Below are 19,403 nucleotides of genomic sequence, written 5' to 3'. Positions count from 1 at the left end.
GAGCGTTGCATGAATCTGTCTTCCATGATCCCCGAGCTGCTTTCGGCACTGCCGCTGACGCTCGCGATTATGTTTGTCGCCCTTATCGCCGGTTTTTTTCTGGCGCTGATAGCCACCACGCTGCGAGTGCGCAGGATTGCGGGACTGAGCCTGCTGGCCGATCTGTACGTTTCCTACGCGCGCAGCGTGCCCGTGGTGCTGCAACTGTTCGTCGCCTTTTACGGCTTGCCGCCGATTGCGGCCCTGTTCGGCGTGGATGATTTTCTTTCAGCGACCACGGCTTCCATGGTTGGCCTGAGCCTTTATCACGGTGGCTATCTCTCAGAGGTGATGCGGCCCGCCTTTCTGGCGGTTGAACGCGGCCAGCACGACGCCGCCGACAGCTTTGGCTACAGCTTCCGGCAGAAAATCAGCCGTATCGTTGGGCCACAGGCGCTGCATATCGCGCTGCCTGGCTACGGTAACGCGGTGATTTACCTGATCCACAACGTGGCGCTGGTGATGTATATCGGCGCGGCCGACGTAATGGCGACGGCGCATTTGATCATGGAACGCGACTATAACCAGTACCAGTTTGGCACTTACCTGGTGCTGGCGGTGCTCTATTCGCTGCTGTGCCTGATTGTCTGGCTAATCGTGCGCTTTTTCGAACGTCGCTACAGCTGGCATGCGGACAAGGCCACGGCGAAGATTAAATTGACGGCAAGCGTCTAAAGAGGGGCGATCATGTTTGAAATGGACCTGCTGCTGCCGGATTTCTGGAGCATTCTGGATGCGGTGCCCGTTACGCTGGCGATGGCGCTGACCATCTTTATTTTCTCGACGCTGCTTGGCGGCCTGTTTGCGCTGGTTGAGCATAAAAAGATCCCGCTGCTGCGCCAGCTGGTGGTCACCTATAAAATTGCTTTTAAGGGTGTACCAATGGTGGTGGTCATTTTTCTGGCCTACTACGGTTTACCGCCAGCGCTGCACTTTGTGGCCTCGCTGTTTGGCCTCCCTTTTAACGCCCACTCGCTGCCTAACTGGGTCATTATTATCGTGGCGCTGACGGCCTGCGTGGCGGCGTTCCAGGCGGAAGTGGTCAAGGGCGCGCTGAACGCCTTTGATGCGGGTCAGGCAGAGGCGGCATACTCGCTGGGCTACAGTAACGCTCAGCTGTTCCGCCGCGTACTGTTTCCGCAGATTATCGTGTCGGCTATTCCAGACCTCGCGAACTCGTTTATGGTGATCATGAAAGCGCTGTCGCTGGCCTTTGCTATTGAAGTCGTCGATATTTTTGCCCAGGCCCAGCTTACCGCCGCGCTGAACTTCTATTACCTCGAAGCTTTCGCCGTGGCGGTGGTGTTCTATATGGTTATCGCCTGGGCGGTGACCAAGCTTGCCGATAAGATCGAGGCGGCGCTGCGCGTGCGTACCTAAAGCTGTTAAGCTGGCTCTGGAGCAGTGAAATACAGGTCGGAAGCCGATGTTACGCTTCCGGCCTTTTTTATTAGCGGAGAATTATGCTTTCAGTCAGAGACAGAATTCAGCAGCAGGTTTTTCGCCTTAACGGTCTGGCGATGAACGATTTTGACCTCAGCCAGCCGCCGGGCGATCCGGGACTTTATGGGCCGGACAGCGCCATCTGGCAGGTACACGGCGACTTCTCTTCAATGCTGTGCGGCGGTATCTCGGCGTTGCTGATGCAAATGCTGCATCCTCAGGCGCTGGCGGGCGTCTGGGATCACTCCACCTTTCGCGACGATATGCTGGGCAGGCTGCGGCGCACCAGCCAGTTTATCGCCGTTACCACCTTCGGCAATACGGCGGACGCACATACGCTGATTGAGCGCGTAAAACGCATTCACCTGCGGGTTTCCGGCGTTGACGGGCAGGGCAACGCCTATGCCGCCAGCGATCCGGCTTTGTTAACCTGGGTTCACGTGGCGGAAACCAGCCGTTTTCTGGCCGCCCATCTGCGCTATAAAAATCCGCATCTGAGCCTGCAGGACAGAGACCGTTACTATGCTGAAGCGGCCGTGGTAGCCGAAGCGCTGGGCGCAGCTCAGGTGCCAAAAACGGTGCAGGAGGTGGAAGCTTACCTGACGGCGATGCGGCCGCAGCTGCGCTGTGATCAACGAACGAAAGAAGTGCTCGCGATTTTGCTGAATACGCCTGCGCCCAGCTGGCAGGCGCGACCGGCTATGCACACGATGATGATGGCGGGCATTGAGCTGCTGCCGGAGTGGGCGCAGCAGCAGTTTGGCTTTCGCTTTTCCGGCTGGCGGCAAAGGGCGATCCGGCGGCGCATGAAATGGCTCGCGGCGGGGCTGCGCTGGTGCGTACGGCGCGGTGGCTATTATCGGGCGATGAAGCGCATGGGGCGCGAAATTTGAGATTATTACCCTTGCCGTAACATGGCGCGCGCGGGCATCCTGCTCTATTCTCCGGGTGAGGATGACCCAGAACTCTTGTCGAGGCGCTATGACACAAACATACCGGCTGGCTGAAGTCTTTAATCAGCAACAAACGCTTATTGCCACGGTTGAGCAGGATGAGCGCACCGCCTATTTCTATCTCCGTCCCACCGAGCCTTTTCGCGGCAAGTTTGCCGTACGCGGCTGCTGGCTGAGAAATCTGCTGCCCGCGCCCGCCCAGGAAGACCTGGATGCCATGGCGCAAGGCGTGCCGCCGCTGCTTAGCGCAGAATATTGCCGCACGCTGGAAGCGGAACCCATACTGCAACCCGCAGGTTTGCAGGTTGTCTGGACGCCCGGCGACGACGGTGCCGCGCTCTGGTATCAGGGGCAGCTGCTGGCGGTGATCCCAGGCTGGAGCCTTTATCAGGACAAGCAGGTCAGCTTTTCGGCCGGCTGTATTAAAGAGAATCGACTGACCGCGCCGCTCGGCTCCGCTTCTACCAATGCTTACTATGAGCAGGCGGTAAAAGATCGGCACTTCTGGCGTGACTGGCACGACGGCCACCTGTGGGAACCCGTTCAGCGCGACATGCTGCGCTGTTATGAAGCGCAGTATGGCGACTCGCTGAAGTACTACTCTATCGATCAGGGCAACTGGCCGCCGATGGCGATTTCCCAGCATTACCATCAGGGAAGCTGGTATTTCCTGACGCTGGGCATGTGCATTCGCCCTATGCCGTGGGTAGATTTTCTCTATGAGGACGCCACGCATCATCGCCGTACCGAGCTGGCGATGGCAATTGATGCCGAAGTGATGAGTGAAGAGAACGCGGTGCAGATGGCCAGCGCGCTGGCGAACTTTGCCCATTTCCCGTGGGCGCGCCTGAGCTGGCTTGGTGAAGGGCATACGCTTTCTTCCGCCGTGGCACCCGTTGGCTTTGAAGGCTTTTTGCTTTCTGCCGAATTAGGCGAGCGCTTTACGCTACCGCAGCGGGAAGGGGAAAAAGTCAGTTTGCTATGGGCAACGCCGGTCACGGCTGCCGAACAGGAGTTTGCCGAGAAAGAAGCGCGCGGCGGTTTTGAACTGGTTGAGCGCCTGACCGAATCCGGCCACGACCACATCTTCCGACCAAGGCCGCAGCTGGTGGAGCCGGTTAAGTAATCATACTTCCGCACGATTTTACCCAGCCGCCAGGGCTGCAGATGTGCCACAATTATCTGAGGAAATTCTGAAGAGGTAGGCATGTCTGCAATTGAAGTTATCCTGGTCGATAGCCAGGACCGCGCCGTCGGCACCATGGAAAAGCTGGAAGTCCATCAAAAAGGATTACTTCACCGCGCGGTCACCGTCTACGTATTTAACTCCCGCCACCAGCTGCTGTTGCAGCAGCGCGCCAGCGATAAATATCATTGTGGCGGGCTGTGGAGTAATACCACCTGCGGCCATCCTTATCCGCAGGAGTCTACGCGCCACGCTGCCGAACGACGTCTGCACGAAGAGATGGGGCTAAAGCTGAGTCTCGAACCTGTGTTTGAACTGAGCTACCGTTTACCGCTGTCGAACGGGCTGATTGAGCATGAGTATGGCCATGTCTGGTTCGCCTTAAGCGACGAGCTGCCGCAGCCCAATCCGCAGGAAGCAGAAAGCTGGCGCTACGCTTCGCTGGCGGAGATCCGGCAGGAGATGACGGCGCATCCCGAGCGCTTTACGCCATGGTTTCTGCATACGTTCGCGCGTATTCCCACAGAGCTGGCTCGCTTTACCACCGCCACGCTGGCGGGCTAGCCCTCCAGCCGGTTAACTGACCGATTACGGCAAGGCGTTACAGGCGGCCTGTTTTAGCGAGGGCGCACGGTAAAATCTTCGGCATCCACATCGTAACCCGACGGCTCCCAGCGCACGAGCAGCAGCGCCAGTAACCCGGCCAGCGGCGCAAGACCGATAACCCAGAAGACGTTGGTGCCCAGCGCCGCCGACAGCAGGGGAAACAGAAACAGCGACAGCGTAGAGCTACCGCGCATCAGCGTCTGGTTCATCCCTACGCCCACGCCGCGCAGCGAAGTTGGATAGCTCAGCGAAGCAAAGGTCATGGTATGCGAGCCGGGGCCGAAGCCCTGACCCAGCAGAAACAGCGCCAGCATGGCAATGGCAACTGCCGCCTGCGCGCCGTCGTCCGGCCTGCCAATTAGCGCCAGGCCGAGCAGCGCCGCAAACTGACAGCTATAGCCCGCCACCGTCATCTTCCACGCGCCGAAACGCGGCACCAGGCGCACCGCCAGTAGCCCGCCGACAAAGGCAAACAGCAAATTCAAAGCCAGCGACACCAGAATGGTGGTCAGCATTGACTGCGCCAGAAAGCTGGAAATAATCACCGGCAGCCCGAAGGCGACGGCGTTATAGGCAAAGGCGGAAGCAACAGCGGTCACGGCGGCAAGCAAAGTACGGCGCAGATAGACGCCTTTAAACAGCTCGCCGTAGTTGCGCCAGCCGGCCCGGCGAACCGGCGTCGCGGGAGCCAGTTCAGCCTCTTTGGCGACCACGGCATTGATGCCATAGGAGTGACGCAGGATAGCGGCGGCGCTTTTTAAATCGCCCTGGTTAGCGGCCCAGACCGGCGACTCGCTCATATAGCGGCTGCGAATGGCAATAATCAACAGCGCGGGGACGGCACCAAAGCCAAGAATGATCCGCCACAGCCAGCCCGCGTGCGCTTCCGGCAGCACGGAATAGAAAAACAGCACCAGTAAGTAAGAAATGGAGATGGCGGCATACCAGGTCGGACACCACATGGCGATGCTGGCGGCCTTGTTGCCTCGTCCTTTAAGCTTTGAAAATTCGGCCAGGAAGGCCATCGCCACGGGGAGGTCGATGCCGACGCCCAGCCCCATCACAAAGCGCGCCCCGGCTAAGACATATTCGTTTGGGGCAAAAGCGCAGGCCAGCGCGGCGACCACAAAGAAAAACATATCGGCCATAAAAACGCGGTAGCGGCCAATTTTATCGGTGAGGTAGCCACCAGTCAGCGCGCCGACGATAGCGCCGAAAGCGATAGCCGAAGCGACCATGCCCGCGCCCGCAGGCGTCAGCGAAAATTCCCGCGTAACATCTTTCATGCCGAAGGCCAGCGCGCCAAGGTCGTAGGCGTCCAGAAAAACGCCGCCCAGCGCAATCGCAATCACGATATGGGCATTGCTCCGCGCCTGCGTGCTGTTATTCACCAGCCGTGAGACATCTGCCGCGTGACGGATAGTCAAAACCTCACCGCCCGGTTCATTCCCTGCCGTGGCGACATGCGCCGAAGAAGCTAAGTCAGTCATGATGTTATGTTCTTTTTATAGCAATAATACGTGAGCATACTCCGCGAGCTGGCGAAGTTAAATTCCGGCTGGTTATAAGTTAAAACTAAAAGAATCACTGTTAACAATGGGTTTTAAGTGGTTAATTAATGGGCTACTCTTGAAGCTGACCTGCTAATAAGGAACAAAAAATGGCAAAGGGTATGGGTTTGGGCAGCGCGCTGGCGCTGGTAGTTTTGCTGGGGCTGGGCAGCAGCGCGCAGGCGGCCGAGCCGGTAAAAGTCGGCTCAAAAATTGATACGGAAGGGTCGTTGCTGGGCAATATCATTTTGCAGGTGCTGGATAAGCACGGCGTGAAAACCATTAACAAAATCCAGCTGGGCAACACACAGGTTGTCAGAGGCGCGATTACGGCGGGCGAACTGGATATCTATCCGGAATATACCGGCAACGGCGCCTTCTTTTTTCACGATGAGAAAAACCCGGCCTGGAAAAACGCGCAGGCTGGCTATCAGCGGGTGAAAAAGCTGGATGCGGAAAAGAATCATCTGATCTGGCTGACGCCTTCGCCCGCCAACAATACCTGGACTATTGCGGTACGCGGCGATCTGGCGCAGAAAAACCAGCTGGCGACGCTGGCTGACCTTAGCGCCTATCTGAAAAAGGGCGGCACATTTAAGCTGGCCGCGTCGGCAGAGTTTATCGAGCGTCCGGACGCGCTGCCCGCTTTCGAGCGCGCCTATGACTTTAAGCTTAACCAGGAGCAGCTGCTGTCGCTGGCCGGAGGCGATACGGCGGTCACGCTGAAAGCTGCCGCGCAGCAAACCTCCGGCGTTAACGCCGCTATGGCCTACGGCACGGATGGCCCGGTTGCAGCGCTGGGGCTGCAAACGCTGGGCGATCCCAAAGGTGTGCAGCCTGTTTATGCACCGGTGCCTGTGATCCGCGAGGCCGTGCTGAAAGCTTATCCGCAGATCGGCGACTGGCTACAGCCGGTTTTTGCCTCGCTGAGCGAACAAACCTTGCAGCAGCTGAACGCCAAAATCGCGGTGGAAGGGATGGATGCGAAACAGGTAGCTGCCGATTATCTGCAGCAGAAAAAATTCTAGCCGTGCAGCGTTAACCATGGCTATGGGTATTCACAATCGCGTGACGCTGCTGTTGGCTTTGCTGCTAACGGCGGCGCTGTTGCTGCTGCCTTTTCTTAACTGGGCACCTAATCGGCTGGTTTCCGGCCAGCCGCTCGCCTTGCCGCAAATAGCAAAAGGTATGTGGCTGCTGCTTCCCGCACTGCTGCTGCTGGCGTTAGCTTTTGTCCCGCAAAAGCGCCTCACTTTGATACTTATCTTACTCTGTAGCGAGGCTTTGCTGGTGGCGCTGGTCGCCGCTGGCGGCATGGCGGCGGCCGCGCTGGCACAGCACGGTAGTCCGCTGGCCAGGGCCTCTTACGGCAGCGGTTTCTGGCTGGCCGCCGCGCTCGCCTTACTGATCGCGGCCGATGCCGTCAGCCGCCTGACGCCTGGTCTGCTGTGGCGGCTACTGCTGAACGGGCAGATTTGGTTGCCGGTCATCGTTTTATTAGCGAGCGGTCAACTGGACGCGCTGTCGCTGCTGAAAGAGTACGCCAACCGCCGCGACGTCTTCGATCAGGCGCTATCACGGCATTTACTGATCCTGAGCGGCACGCTGGTTCCGGCCCTGCTGGTGGGTATTCCCCTTGGCTGGTATTGCTATCGCCGTCCCGCTTTACAGCCTGCGGTTTTTTCTACGCTGAATATTATTCAAACCGTCCCGTCAGTAGCGCTGTTTGGTTTGCTGATGGCACCGCTCAGCGGTCTGGCGCGTGCTTTTCCCGCGTTATCCTCAATAGGCATTAGCGGTATCGGTATCGCGCCCGCTCTGATTGCGCTGGTGCTGTATGCGCTTCTGCCGCTGGTGCGCAGTATTGTCGCCGGGCTACAAAACGTGCCGGAAGCGGTGATGGAAACGGCGCGAGGAATGGGGATGAAGAGTGGACAAATTTTCTGGCAGGTGGAGGTGCCGTTGGCTTTGCCGGTGCTGCTGGCCGGACTGCGCGTTACCACTATCCAGACCATTGGCATGACGGTGATTGCCGCGCTGATTGGCGCAGGCGGCTTTGGCGCGATTATTTTTCAGGGGCTGCTTAGCAGCGCGCTGGATCTGGTGATGCTGGGCGTTATCCCGGTCATTGCGCTGGCGGTCATCGCCGATACCTTATTTAAGCTTCTGATCTCCATAACCGAGGCCAAACGTCAGTGATCGATTTTAACGCGGTAAGCAAGCAGTTTGCAGGCAAAGCGGCGGTCAGCAACCTGACGCTGAACATCGCCAAAGGTGAATTCACGGTGCTGATTGGCACCTCCGGCTGCGGCAAATCTACCACCCTGAAAATGATTAACCGGCTTGTTGAGCACGATGCTGGCACTATTCAATTTGCTGGCGAAGAGATCCGCCGCTTTAACCCGCAGGCGCTGCGCCGCCGTATGGGCTATGCCATCCAGTCGACCGGCCTGTTTCCGCACTGGACGGTAGAAAAAAATATTGCCACGGTGCCGACGCTGCTCGGCTGGTCAAAACCGCAAATTGCGCAGCGGGTGAGTGAACTGTTGGCCTTGCTGAACATGGATGAAAGCTTTCGCCAGCGTTATCCGCACCAGCTTTCCGGCGGTCAGCAGCAGCGCGTCGGCGTAGCGCGCGCGCTGGCTGCCGATCCGGAGGTGCTGCTGATGGATGAACCCTTCGGCGCGCTCGATCCGGTGACGCGCGCCACGCTACAGCAGGAGATTGCCCGCATTCATCAGCTTTCCGGCAAAACTATTGTGCTGGTGACGCATGATATTGATGAAGCGCTGGCCCTGGCTGACAGGCTGGTATTAATGGATAAAGGCGAGGTTGTTCAGCAAGGTACGCCAGTCGAACTGTTAACAAAACCCGCCAGCGAGTTTGTCCGGCAGTTTTTCGGGCAGAGCGAGTGGGGGATTCGGCTACTGTCGCAGGCTTCTGCCGGCCAGGCGGCCAGGCGCGGGGAGTGGCTGGAAGAAGATGCCATTGTAGAAAGCATGACGCTTCGGGAGGCGCTATCGGTGTTTATCGCACGCGGCACCGACAAGTTACCCGTACGCGATGGACAGCAGCGGCCGCTTGGCGTGCTGCACTTTGCCGATCTGCTGCGGCAAAAAAGGAGCTGAGATGCGTTGGCTACGCGACCCGCTTATCTGGCTGATTTTGCTGTTTATCGCGCTGCTGCTGTTAATGCCCTACAGCGGTGCGCTTTTTGCTGGCTGGTTTCCCGATCTGTCGCGGCCGCTTTATCAGCAGGAGAGCTTTATCCGTCTGGCGGTGGCGCACGCCGAGCTGGTGCTGATTTCCAGCCTTATTGCCGTTGTTATCGGCACGGGGGCGGGGATTGCAGTGACGCGCCCGGCGGGAAGAGAGTTTCGTTCGGTAGTGGAAACGCTGGTGGCGGCGGGGCAGACTTTTCCGCCCGTTGCGGTGCTGGCGCTGGCCGTGCCGGTTATCGGTTTTGGCGAGCAGCCTGCGCTGGTGGCGCTGGTTTTGTATGGTTTATTGCCTGTTCTGCAAGGAACGCTGGCGGGTATTGATGCCGTATCGCAAAGCCTGCGCGAGGTCGCTCAGGGCGTAGGCATGACGCCACGCCAGATCCTGTACAAAGTAGAGCTGCCGCTGGCCGCGCCCGTTATTTTAGCTGGCGTACGTACATCGGTGATTATTAATATCGGCACCGCCACCATTGCCTCAACGGTGGGCGCTAATACGCTGGGTTCGCCGGTTATTATCGGGCTAAGCGGTTTCAATACGGCTTATATCATTCAGGGCGCAAGCCTGGTGGCGCTGCTGGCCATCGTAACGGATCGGCTTTTTGAGCGCCTGCTGCGGCTGTTTAAGAACGGATAAGAATGGTATAGCCGGTGAGCATCACGCCGCCGATGCCGCCTAACGCCATCATCAGAAAGATACAAATTACGCCAATTTTCTGCCAGTTCATGCCGTTGTCCGCCTGCCGTAAAAAAGAGAGCAAAGTATATCGCTTTTGTTCGGCGGACGTTAAGTTTTTGTGGGTTTTAATCGCGCAGGAAGCAGCGACCGGCGCTGCACGGCAATAAAATTAGCTGACCAGATGGGTAATTGCGTAACCCTGTTCCTGCCAGTGGGTCATCTGTTCCTGCTGGCGGCGAGTCAGCGGTTTTCCGGTAAAAATAAACAGCTGCTGGCCCGGAAACAGCTCCGGCCTTGGCAACTCCAGCGGTTCTGCCAGCACGTCCATGCGCCAGCCTTGCTGACTGAGACGCCAGGCTTCCAGCCAGATGCGGGTGCGGTCTTCCGTACCCCAGCCGACAATCAGCGCTTCTTTACCGGCTTTTTTGCGGCAGCTGGCCAGACAGAAGGTCACATAATCAATCAGGATACCGTCAAGCAGGCTGCACATTGTGCGCGCGGTGTTTTGATCCAGATTCAGACGCTGTCGAATAGGCAGGAAGACGTGGTCAATCAGCGCTGCTGCAGGATGTTCGCGTCCTACCGTAGCGACTATTGCGCGCAGCTTGGCCGGTCTGACGTGGCGTAATACCGCCATCATCTCTTCCTGCAGGCCGGTCCAGCCATCATGCACGTTCAGGCTTTCGCCTTCCAGCAGCGCCTTAACTTTTCCGACCGGTACGCCGCTCTCTATCCAGCGCTTAATCTCTTCGATGCGCTGAATATCTTCATCGTCAAACTGACGATGACCGCCTTCGGTACGCTGCGGTTTCAGTAAACCATAGCGGCGTTGCCAGGCGCGAAGCGTGACCGGGTTAATGCGGCAGCGTTCGGCGACATCACCAATACTGTATAAAGCCATGCCTTTCCTCAAACCTTGTTTGACTTCCCTGAGCCTAACTAACTCTCCATTGTTGTACAACTATTATTTGTTTGTACAACTTGGCGCTGCGCCAGTACTGTTGTATATCTTACTGAGTCATGCCCGAAAAACCGATTGCGGCAGGCTTTGTTAGCCCTGGACAACCTTTTTATTTTACCCGTTACTTACTGGCTGGAAAAGGCCGTTTTACAGGATAATCGCTTCCCTATGACCACTATTGCCTACCAAATGCTGAGTGCCGAAGCGGCGAACCAGGTCAGCGATGAGTTATACGAGGTTTTGAGCGCCTGCGTGCGTGATGGCGCCAGCGTCGGTTTTATCAATAACGATCCTGAACCTATGGCCAACTTCTGGCAAAGCGCGATTGCGGATCTTGCCAGCGGAGAGAAACAGCTGCTGGTAGCCCGGCAGCAGCAGAGAATTGTGGGCACCGTCATCGTTGAGTTCTGCCGTAAGCCTAACGGCAACCACCGCGCGGAAATTGCCAAACTGCTGGTTCATCCTGTCGCCCGGCGTCAGGGCATCGCACGGGAACTGCTGGCACGTGCAGAGCAGCTGGCGCAGCAGGAAGGCAAAACGCTGCTGGTGCTGGATACGCGCACCGGCGATGTGGCAGAGCAGCTTTATCTGGCGCAAAACTGGCAGGTTAGCGGTCAAATTCCGGCGTTCGCGCGCTCGACGGAAAACCAGCTGGATGCGACAACGGTAATGTATAAGCTGTTGTAAGCGGATAGCTGAAGCGTACTCCGCCAGGTCAATAGCTAAAGCGCACTATTTCAGGCTGATAGCCGAAGCGTACTCCGCCAGGCGGATAGCTGAAGCGCACACCCTGCGTATCATGGCATTCAGTGGATAAAGATTGAATGCCGCCGCGATTTTCCGTAATGTGATTTTGCTCACATCTTAAGCGCCCGCTCGCTGACCCGTTATCAACCCTTATCAGACCCGCGACGGCGGGTAGCCGAAGGTATTATGTTTCTGCTGAAAGTTATCACGCTCAGTTTTCTTTGTATGCTGCTGCTCTCTTTTGCGCAAAGCTACGTTAAGGCCACCCACAGTGGCGTAGCAATTACGGGGCAGGACTGGGCCACGGCACGTCGCGACTCGGCCGGGATGGCACCCGATGCGCAAAAATTTGTCGATACCGCCATTGTACAGGTTTACGTTGCGCCCACTTTTGGCTGGCGTGGGCTTTTTGCCGTCCATCCGTGGATTATTTATAAAAGGGCGGGCGAGGACCATTTCAATCGATATGAAGTGGTGAGCTGGGGCAGCCGTAACGTGATTCGCCATAATTACGCGCTGCCCGACGGCTACTGGTTTGGCGCGAAGCCCAGGCTGCTGCTTGACCATCGTGGCGCGGCGGCAGCGGCGATGATCCCCCGTATTGAAGCGGCAATTAAAAGCTATCCGTGGCCGCATAGCTACCGCGTCTGGCCTGGCCCAAACAGCAACACGTTTTTAGCGCACATCGGCAGGGAAGTGCCGGAGCTGAAGCTGGATCTGCCCGCTAACGCTATTGGCAAAGATTTCCGGCCGCTGAGCAATCCTGTAGGTTTGCCTGCATCCGGCAAGGGGGTGCAGATTTCACTGCTGGGCGTGCTGGGGCTGACGCTGGGCGCGGAAGAAGGGCTGGAATTTAACGTGCTGGCTTTCAACTTTGGCATCGATTTCAGGCATCCGGCGTTGCGTCTCCCCTTTACCGGCAGGCTTGGGATGAGTAAAACCGCAACGGATAACAATGGCTGATAGCCTCTCTCTATCGGGCCGGTCAGCTGAGCGATGACGATGGTGACGGGCCGAGGCTTTCTGGCCGCTGCAAAGCGATAAATTGCGAGCCGGGCTGAAGGATTGCGGCAAAAGGCTGACGCCGACGAAATACTGTGTAAAAATACAGGCCGTTTTGGTGAAAAGTGGTTGTTATGGCGCTAAATGCTGCGTTAAAAGCGCAAATTGCCGGCTGGTATAAAGCTCTCCAGCAGCAGATCCCCGATTTTATTTCCCGCGCGCCGCAGCGGCAGATGATTGCCGAAGTGGCGAAAACGCTGGCGGGCGACGATGGCCGTCATCTGGCGATCGAAGCGCCAACCGGCGTGGGGAAAACCCTTTCTTATCTGATTCCGGGTATCGCCGTCAGCCGTGCCGAAGAGAAGCCGCTGGTGATAAGTACCGCTAACGTGGCGCTGCAGGATCAGATTTACAGTAAAGATCTGCCGCTGCTGCAAAAGATCATTCCCGATCTGCGTTTTACTGCTGCTTTTGGTCGCGGTCGCTACGTTTGCCCGCGCAACCTTTCGGCGCTGGGCGGTGATGAAGAGAAGCAGGGCGATCTGCTGCTGTTTCTGGATGACGAGATGACCGCCAGCAAGGATGAGCGCGCGTTGTGCAGCACGCTGCAAAAAAATCTCGATCGGCACCAGTGGGATGGCCTGCGCGATCACTGTGAAGACACCATTGAAGATTCGCTCTGGCAGCGCATCAGCACGGATAAAACCAACTGCCTGGGCAGCAACTGCCACTGGTTTCGCGAGTGTCCGTTCTACCTGGCCCGCCGCGAAATCGAAAATGCCGACGTGGTGGTTGCCAACCACGCGCTGGTGATGGCCGCGCTGGAGACGGAATCGGTGCTGCCGCCGCCGAAAAACCTGCTGCTGGTGCTGGATGAAGGCCATCACCTGCCGGAGGTAGCGCGGGACGCACTGGAGATGAGCGGCGATATCACCCCGGCCTGGAGCACGCTTCAGCTCGATCTGTTCTGCCGCCTGGTGGAGCAGTGTATGGCGCAGTTCCGGCCTAAAAAACCGCCGCACCTTAGTAACCCGGAGCGCCTTAAGGCCCACTGTGAAGAGATGCACGAGCAGCTACAGCAGCTGTCGCATATCCTGATACAGCTGTTGCCAGGCCAGCAGGAAAGCGAATACCGTTTTGAAATGGGGCTGCTGCCGGAAGAGGTGATGACGCTTTGCGCCAGGCTGTTTAAGCTCAGCGACGGGCTGCGCGGGCTGGCAGAGGCGCTGCTGAACGACCTGGCGGAAAAAACCGGTCAGTTTGACGTGGCACGTCTGCATCGTACCCTGCTGCAAATGAACCGGGCGCTCAGCTGGTTTGAAGCCAGCAGCAAGCTCTGGCGCCTGGCCTCAATGGAGCAGGCTTCGGGCGCGCCGGTTTCCAAATGGGTTACTCGTGAACTGCGCGAAGGCAATCCGCACCTGCTGTTCCACTGTGCCGGTATCCGCGTCAGCGACCAGCTGGAAAAGCTGCTGTGGCGCAAAATCCCGCATGTGGTGCTGACCTCCGCCACGCTGCGCTCGCTAAACAGCTTTCAGCGCCTGCAGGAAATGGCCGGATTAAGCGAAAAAGTGGGCGACCGTTTCGTTGCGCTTGATTCGCCGTTTAACCACGTCGAGCAGGGCAAGTTAATCATCCCGCAGATGCGCTATGAGCCGATGCTGGCGAACGAGGTTGAACACCTGGCGGAAATGGCGCACTTTTTCCGTCAGCAGATCAAAGAAGGCAAGCACAAAGGCCTGCTGGTATTGTTTGCCAGCGGCCGCGCGATGCAGCAGTTTATTTCCTACCTGCCTGAGTTACGGCTGATGCTGCTGGTACAGGGGGATAAACCCCGTCCGGCGCTGGTGGCGCTGCACCGCAAAAAAGTTCAGCAGGGCGAAACCAGCGTGCTGGTTGGCCTGCAGTCTTTTGCCGAAGGGCTGGATTTAAAAGGTGAACTGCTGTCGCAGGTGCATATTCATAAAATTGCTTTCCCACCGGTAGACAGTCCGGTTATTTTGACCGAGGGTGAATGGCTGAAAAGCCTCAGACGCTATCCGTTTGAGGTTCAGAGCCTGCCGAGCGCCTCGTTTAACCTGATTCAGCAGGTGGGCAGGTTAATCCGCAGCCATCACTGTTTTGGCGAAATCGTTATTTACGATCGCCGCTTATTGAGCAAGAGCTATGGCGCACGCCTGCTGGGCGCTTTGCCGGTTTTTCCTATTGAGCAACCGCCAATGCCGGAAGGTGAGCTGCCAAAAGCCGTTCCCACAGCGGTGGTTAAGAAGAAAGTACGTCGTCGTCGCTAACTATCGAACAGGGCAGAAGCATGGGTTATCAGCAAATTATTAAAGAGGTTGGACGCGGAAAAAATCACGCGCGCGATATCGATTTCGACAGCGCCCGTGATTTTTATCGTCAGGCGCTGGCAGGCGACGTACCGGAGCTGGAGCTGGGCGCGATTATTATTGCGCTACGCATCAAAGGGGAAGGCGAGCAGGAGATGCTGGGCTTTTATCAGGCGATGCAGGAGTCGGTGCTCAGCCTGCAGCCGCCAGCCAGCCTGCCCATGCCAATAGTGATCCCCAGCTACAACGGCGCGCGCAAGCAGGCTAACCTGACGCCGCTGCTGGCTTTGCTGCTCTCCGCTTTGGGTTTTCCGGTGCTGGTACATGGCGTTAGTGACGATCCGACACGCGTAACCAGCGAGGCTATTTTTACCGCGCTGGGCATCGAACCAGCCGACAGCGCAGAACAGGCGCAGGCACAGCTGGAAGAAGGAAAAGCGGTGTTTGTATCGGTTGAAACGCTTTGTGCGCCGCTGGCGCGTCAGCTTTCGCTGCGCTGGCGTATGGGCGTACGCAACAGCGCCCATACGCTGGCAAAGCTGCTGACGCCCTTTGGCGAGGACGCTGCGCTACGGCTTTCCAGCGTTTCCCACCCGGAATATATTGCGCGCGTGGGCCAGTTTTTCCACGCGGTGGGTGGACGAGCGCTGCTGATGAACGGCACGGAAGGCGAAGTCTACGCCAGTCCGCAACGCTGCACGGCCATTAATCTGATTGCCGGTAGCGAACCCGAAGTGCTGGTAACGCGGCAGGAAGAGAGCGGCATCGGTCGTGATGAGCTTCCTGCGGGTAAAGACGCAGAGATAACGGCTGAGTGGATCAAACGCTGCCTGAACCGGGAGGTCGCGGTGCCGCAATCGCTGCGCCTGCAGCTGGCCTGCTGTTTTGTGGCTACAGGCCGGGCGGCCGATGTGGAAAGCGGGCTGGAGCAGGTGGCGAAGGCGGGCTATTGATGCTTGCAGGCCGCAGATAGCATAGCGGGTTTTCATGCGGCGAGAACCGGCATGGAAGCCGTTTTATGTACATTCGTTAACCGTTTTCTGGCGCCGCAAAATTTTTTCTGAGCCTGCGCTCAGCCTTCACTCTTTTTACAGGTGGATCTAAAAAAGAGCTCGGGCGTGACCGAAGAAGCTATCTGGTCGGCATAAGCTTTTCCGCCAGCGCGGCCCAGAAAGCGATACCTTCGCTAATCAGTTCATCGTTAAAATCGTAACGCGCATTATGCAGCGGTGCGGAAGGCAAAGCGCCGTCTGCGCCGAGCCAGAAATAGGCACCGGGGCAAACCTCCAGCATGCAGGCAAAATCTTCCGAGGCCATAGAAGGATTTATTTCCCAGTGCACCTGTTCCGCAGGCAACAGCGACAGCGCGCAATCGCGAACCTGCTGCGCCTCCATGGCGTGATTACAGGTAACCGGATAATCCGTCAGATAATCAATGCTGCCGTCAATCCCCAACGGCGCGGTGAAGGTGGTGACAAAATCGTTAATCATGCTGCGCACCCTGGCGCGCACATCGCTTTGCAAGCAGCGCAGCGTACCGCGCAGGGTGACGCTTTCCGGGATGACATTAATAGCTTCACCGCCGTTAATCTGGGTAATGCTGACCACCGCCGAAGAGAGCGGGGACAAACGCCGCGCGGGAATGGTTTGCAGCGCCAGGATCAGCTGCGCCGCCGCTACCACAGGATCGGCCCCGTTTTCCGGCATAGCGGCATGGCAGCTTTTGCCGCGCAGCGTAATTTCAAAGGCGTCCAGCGAAGCCATCATCGGCCCGCTGTTTACCGCCAGATGGCCGACGGGCAGGCCGGGCCAGTTGTGCATCCCATAAATAGCCTCCATCGGAAACAGCGTAAACAGGCCGTCGGCCACCATTTTGCGTGCGCCGCCAAGGTTTTCTTCCGCGGGCTGAAAAACGAAATGCAGCGTGCCGCTAAAACGGCGCGTAACGCTGAGATGTTTTGCGGCGGCCAGCAGGATAGCGGTGTGGCCGTCATGGCCGCAGGCGTGCATGATGCCCGGTTGCGTCGAGCGCCAGGCTCTCTCACCCAGTTCGGTAATCGGCAGCGCATCCATATCGGCCCGAAAACCGATTGCGGGGCCGGGGCCGTTTTCCAGCGTGCCGACCACGCCAGTGCCTGCCAGACCGGTATGCACCTGTAAACCAAAAGAGCGCAGAAGTTCTGCAACCCGTCGTGAAGTATGATGTTCCTGATAGCCCAGCTCCGGCTGCGCGTGAAACTGCCTGCGCCACTCGGTGGCTTCCTGAATCAGCGGGACGGGGATCATGTCTTCTCCTTTGCGGGCGTTGCGTCTGCCGTCGCGCCAGGCTGTCAGGCCGGGCGCAGACAGAACATTTACATCAGCAAATTTTCAATTTCTTGCCAGTTTTTTACCCGCCGATAGCCGGTAACCTGAAGATTATGGGGGGCGGAATACAGGATGCCTTCGCCGCAAAAACCGCTAAAATTTTCAGCGTTGTCATCAATCATATAGTCTGCATTGATAATGCTTTTGTTGCCGCAGAACACAATATTGCTGGGTTTAATCGACGGGAAGTGGGTGTTGAGCCAGCGGAATTTGGCGTTAAACGAGGTCGGCACCTGCATAGCCGCAGTAGTAATAAAAATTTCATACCGCTTGCCCAGTTCGGCAATGACGCGCTGGCTATCCTCAATCACCTCAAGATCGCCAAAAAAATCGCTGTCTTCGCTGACCAGCGTGAAAATTTCCCGCAGCATTTCCGGTTTTTCGGCGGCAAGACTGAACAGATTCAGTTCGCTATGCGTTAGCTTCAGGGAAAAATGATGATTAAAAGTGGCGACCATTTTAGGATGAAAATCGGCGATAACCTCATCCATATCAATAGCAATTCTCTTCATTATCGCTCCATACCTGCGATCGGGATTGCGGACATCATAACAAAAAACCGCCAGCCGGGTTGTCGGCATTGCCTTAAAAGCGAGGCGCTGCGTCGGCGCTTCGCTTGTTATATCCTGCTATGACCTGCGCGCGTCCGGCCGGGTTAAATCAAAGCGCTGCTCGTCGCTGATGGTGTAATAGGCGCTGGGGCCGCCCGCGCGCAGGATGGGATTGGCTTTGGCGGTCTGATAAATGCCGTCGAGCAATAAAGCCTGGTCGATATGAACGGCAATCACTTCGCCCAGCACCAGCCATTGTTCCAGCTTACCGCCATCGGCGTCCTGCAACTGAATAAGCTGCGTTAGCTTACATTCAAAATTGACCGGGCTTTCCGCTACCATACTGGCCGCAACCTGCGTACCCGGAATAGCCGTGACGCCAGAAAGCGCAAACTCATCTTCATCACGTGCGACTGAAGCGGAGCTTTCGTTCATCGCTACCGCCAGTTCGCGGGTAGCCAGATTCCAGACAAATTCACCGGTTTCGGCAATGTTTGCCACGCTGTCTTTCCAGCCCTGACTGGAGAAACCGATAATTGGCGGCTTATAGTTAAAGCAGTTAAAAAAGCTGTAGGGCGCCAGATTGCGCTCGCCGCTGGCGCTTTGCGAGCTTATCCAGCCAATCGGGCGCGGGCCAATAATGGCGTTGAGCGGATCGTGAGGCAGGCCGTGACCAAGGCGAGGCTGGTAAGAATGGCGGGAACGCGGCATTAACAACTCCTGAAGAATGGGGTAATCCTTAATATTAGCCGTTAGATAGCAGGAAATCAGGCGGGAATTGTTTACGATCTTTACCGCAGCAGGTATCTTACGCGCCTGCAGATAAGAGAGCCGTTCATGAAAAAGAGTGTCGAAAAAACCCAGCTTCATCCCCGTAACCGCCACCGTGGCCGCTATGATTTTCCCGCGCTGATTGCCAGCCATCCGCCGCTGGCAGCGTTTGTTGCGACCAACCAGTACGGTGATGAATCGGTAGATTTTGCCGATCCGGCGGCGGTAAAAATGCTTAATCAGGCTTTGCTGAAGCATTTTTACCAGATCGAACAGTGGACTATTCCGGACGGCTTTCTCTGCCCGCCAGTGCCGGGACGCGCTGATTATATTCACCACCTGGCCGATCTGCTGGCGGAAGATAACCGTTCAGTGGTGCCGCGTAATATCAACGTGCTGGATATCGGCTGCGGCGCGAACTGCATCTATCCGTTGATTGGCTATCGCGAGTATGAATGGCGTTTTACCGGCAGCGAAGTTAATGAAGAAGCGATGCGTGCGGCAAACGCGATTATTAGCGCTACGCCCGGGCTTAATCGCGGGGTGCGTTTGCGTCGCCAGAAAAGTGCGCAGGCTATTTTTAGCGGTATTATTCATAAAAACGAGCTGTACCATGCCGTTCTTTGTAACCCACCTTTTCACGCTTCCGCCAGCGATGCGCAGCAGGGCAGCCAGCGTAAAGTCCGCAATCTGGGACTCGGTAAAGATGCGCCACTAAATTTTGGCGGCCAGCAGGATGAACTCTGGTGCGAAGGCGGCGAAAAAGCGTTTATTGGCCGCATGATTACCGAAAGCGTCAGCTTTGCAAAACAGTGTATCTGGTTCACCTCACTGGTTTCGCGCCGGGAAAATTTACCTGAGCTTTGGCGCGCGCTGGAGCAGGCCGGAGCCGTTAGCGTTCGCACTATCGATATGGCGCAGGGTCAGAAACAGAGCCGGTTTATTGCCTGGACCTTTATGGAGCAACCGGCTCGCGAGCGCCAGATGACGCGCGTTTAGC

20 protein-coding genes are annotated in these 19,403 nt (G+C 57.2%); 14 read left to right on the top strand and 6 right to left on the bottom strand.

From position 1 onward, the window contains the following. The first annotated feature begins 9 nt into the window (after nt 1-9). The 5 genes from ACMGGR_RS14310 (at nt 10) to idi (ending at nt 4,185) form a co-directional block, all read left to right on the top strand. On the top strand, nt 10-714 hold the full coding sequence (locus ACMGGR_RS14310) for an amino acid ABC transporter permease (RefSeq protein WP_246760451.1): 705 nt from the start codon (nt 10-12) through the stop codon (nt 712-714). 12 nt (nt 715-726) lie between these two features. After that, nucleotides 727-1,419, top strand: coding sequence for an amino acid ABC transporter permease (locus ACMGGR_RS14305; RefSeq protein ID WP_414147171.1), 693 nt, complete (start codon nt 727-729; stop codon nt 1,417-1,419). A gap of 83 nt (nt 1,420-1,502) precedes the next feature. After that, the gene (locus tag ACMGGR_RS14300) at nt 1,503-2,375 is read left to right on the top strand and encodes an oxygenase MpaB family protein (RefSeq protein ID WP_414147170.1); all 873 of its coding nucleotides are present in this window, start codon (nt 1,503-1,505) and stop codon (nt 2,373-2,375) included. An 88-nt stretch (nt 2,376-2,463) separates the two neighbouring features. Further along, complete coding sequence (locus tag ACMGGR_RS14295; protein WP_246760454.1) at nt 2,464-3,561, top strand: suppressor of fused domain protein; 1,098 nt, start codon at nt 2,464-2,466, stop codon at nt 3,559-3,561. Nucleotides 3,562-3,642: 81 nt separating this feature from the next. Then, nucleotides 3,643-4,185, top strand: coding sequence for an isopentenyl-diphosphate Delta-isomerase (gene idi, locus ACMGGR_RS14290; protein ID WP_246760455.1), 543 nt, complete (start codon nt 3,643-3,645; stop codon nt 4,183-4,185). Nucleotides 4,186-4,238: 53 nt separating this feature from the next. Here idi and ACMGGR_RS14285 read toward each other — a convergent pair whose 3' ends face one another. Beyond that, nucleotides 4,239-5,717 carry an MFS transporter gene (locus tag ACMGGR_RS14285; RefSeq protein ID WP_414147169.1) on the bottom strand — a complete coding sequence of 493 codons (1,479 nt, stop codon included), beginning with the start codon at nt 5,715-5,717 and terminating at the stop codon, nt 4,239-4,241. A 182-nt stretch (nt 5,718-5,899) separates the two neighbouring features. Here ACMGGR_RS14285 and ACMGGR_RS14280 point away from each other — a divergent pair, with 182 nt between their 5' ends. From ACMGGR_RS14280 to ACMGGR_RS14265, 4 genes are read left to right on the top strand one after another with little or no spacing between them, the layout of a single operon-like run. Beyond that, complete coding sequence (locus ACMGGR_RS14280; RefSeq protein ID WP_246760594.1) at nt 5,900-6,805, top strand: ABC transporter substrate-binding protein; 906 nt, start codon at nt 5,900-5,902, stop codon at nt 6,803-6,805. Between the two features lie 16 nt (nt 6,806-6,821). Next, nucleotides 6,822-7,976 carry an ABC transporter permease gene (locus ACMGGR_RS14275; RefSeq protein WP_414147168.1) on the top strand — a complete coding sequence of 385 codons (1,155 nt, stop codon included), beginning with the start codon at nt 6,822-6,824 and terminating at the stop codon, nt 7,974-7,976. Then, nucleotides 7,973-8,905: an ABC transporter ATP-binding protein gene (locus ACMGGR_RS14270; protein WP_414147167.1), complete on the top strand. Its 933-nt coding sequence runs from the start codon at nt 7,973-7,975 to the stop codon at nt 8,903-8,905. The genes ACMGGR_RS14275 and ACMGGR_RS14270 overlap by 4 nt, the downstream gene beginning before the upstream one ends. Before the next feature lies 1 nt (nt 8,906). Then, nucleotides 8,907-9,632 carry an ABC transporter permease gene (locus ACMGGR_RS14265; RefSeq protein WP_414147166.1) on the top strand — a complete coding sequence of 242 codons (726 nt, stop codon included), beginning with the start codon at nt 8,907-8,909 and terminating at the stop codon, nt 9,630-9,632. On the opposite strand, the gene ACMGGR_RS14260 is transcribed toward ACMGGR_RS14265, so the two are convergent. Beyond that, nucleotides 9,619-9,723, bottom strand: coding sequence for a protein YohO (locus ACMGGR_RS14260; protein ID WP_158783236.1), 105 nt, complete (start codon nt 9,721-9,723; stop codon nt 9,619-9,621). The genes ACMGGR_RS14265 and ACMGGR_RS14260 overlap by 14 nt on opposite strands. Nucleotides 9,724-9,843: 120 nt before the next feature. Next, a complete protein-coding gene (locus ACMGGR_RS14255; RefSeq protein ID WP_246760460.1) occupies nt 9,844-10,575 on the bottom strand; it encodes a MerR family transcriptional regulator in 732 nt (243 codons plus the stop codon). Between the two features lie 228 nt (nt 10,576-10,803). On the opposite strand from ACMGGR_RS14255, the gene ACMGGR_RS14250 reads away from it, so the two are divergent. From ACMGGR_RS14250 to ybiB, 4 genes are all read left to right on the top strand, one after another. Further along, nucleotides 10,804-11,322 (top strand): GNAT family N-acetyltransferase, encoded by a 519-nt coding sequence (locus tag ACMGGR_RS14250; RefSeq protein WP_414147165.1) that lies wholly within the window; start codon nt 10,804-10,806, stop codon nt 11,320-11,322. Nucleotides 11,323-11,568: 246 nt separating this feature from the next. Further along, nucleotides 11,569-12,345, top strand: a complete 777-nt coding sequence (locus ACMGGR_RS14245) for a DUF3750 domain-containing protein (RefSeq protein ID WP_414147164.1) — start codon at nt 11,569-11,571, stop codon at nt 12,343-12,345. 173 nt (nt 12,346-12,518) lie between these two features. Continuing rightward, nucleotides 12,519-14,675: an ATP-dependent DNA helicase DinG gene (gene dinG, locus ACMGGR_RS14240; RefSeq protein ID WP_246760463.1), complete on the top strand. Its 2,157-nt coding sequence runs from the start codon at nt 12,519-12,521 to the stop codon at nt 14,673-14,675. 20 nt (nt 14,676-14,695) lie between these two features. Next, complete coding sequence (gene ybiB / locus ACMGGR_RS14235; protein ID WP_414147163.1) at nt 14,696-15,667, top strand: DNA-binding protein YbiB; 972 nt, start codon at nt 14,696-14,698, stop codon at nt 15,665-15,667. Nucleotides 15,668-15,845: 178 nt separating this feature from the next. On the opposite strand, the gene ACMGGR_RS14230 is transcribed toward ybiB, so the two are convergent. From ACMGGR_RS14230 to ACMGGR_RS14220, 3 genes are all read right to left on the bottom strand, one after another. Further along, nucleotides 15,846-17,000 carry a M20 aminoacylase family protein gene (locus ACMGGR_RS14230; protein ID WP_414147162.1) on the bottom strand — a complete coding sequence of 385 codons (1,155 nt, stop codon included), beginning with the start codon at nt 16,998-17,000 and terminating at the stop codon, nt 15,846-15,848. 68 nt (nt 17,001-17,068) lie between these two features. Further along, complete coding sequence (locus ACMGGR_RS14225; RefSeq protein ID WP_414147161.1) at nt 17,069-17,593, bottom strand: 5' nucleotidase, NT5C type; 525 nt, start codon at nt 17,591-17,593, stop codon at nt 17,069-17,071. Between the two features lie 117 nt (nt 17,594-17,710). Further along, nucleotides 17,711-18,343 carry a flavin reductase family protein gene (locus tag ACMGGR_RS14220; RefSeq protein ID WP_414147160.1) on the bottom strand — a complete coding sequence of 211 codons (633 nt, stop codon included), beginning with the start codon at nt 18,341-18,343 and terminating at the stop codon, nt 17,711-17,713. A gap of 126 nt (nt 18,344-18,469) precedes the next feature. On the opposite strand from ACMGGR_RS14220, the gene rlmF reads away from it, so the two are divergent. Next, a complete protein-coding gene (rlmF, locus tag ACMGGR_RS14215) occupies nt 18,470-19,402 on the top strand; it encodes a 23S rRNA (adenine(1618)-N(6))-methyltransferase RlmF (protein WP_246760468.1) in 933 nt (310 codons plus the stop codon). Nucleotide 19,403: the final 1 nt, after the last annotated feature.

It is taken from the genome of Erwinia sp. BNK-24-b, assembly GCF_047456155.1.
Taxonomy (GTDB): Bacteria; Pseudomonadota; Gammaproteobacteria; order Enterobacterales; family Enterobacteriaceae; genus Erwinia; species Erwinia phyllosphaerae.
Note: the sequence above shows the minus strand (reverse complement) of the source record. Positions and strands in the feature narration are given on the sequence as shown.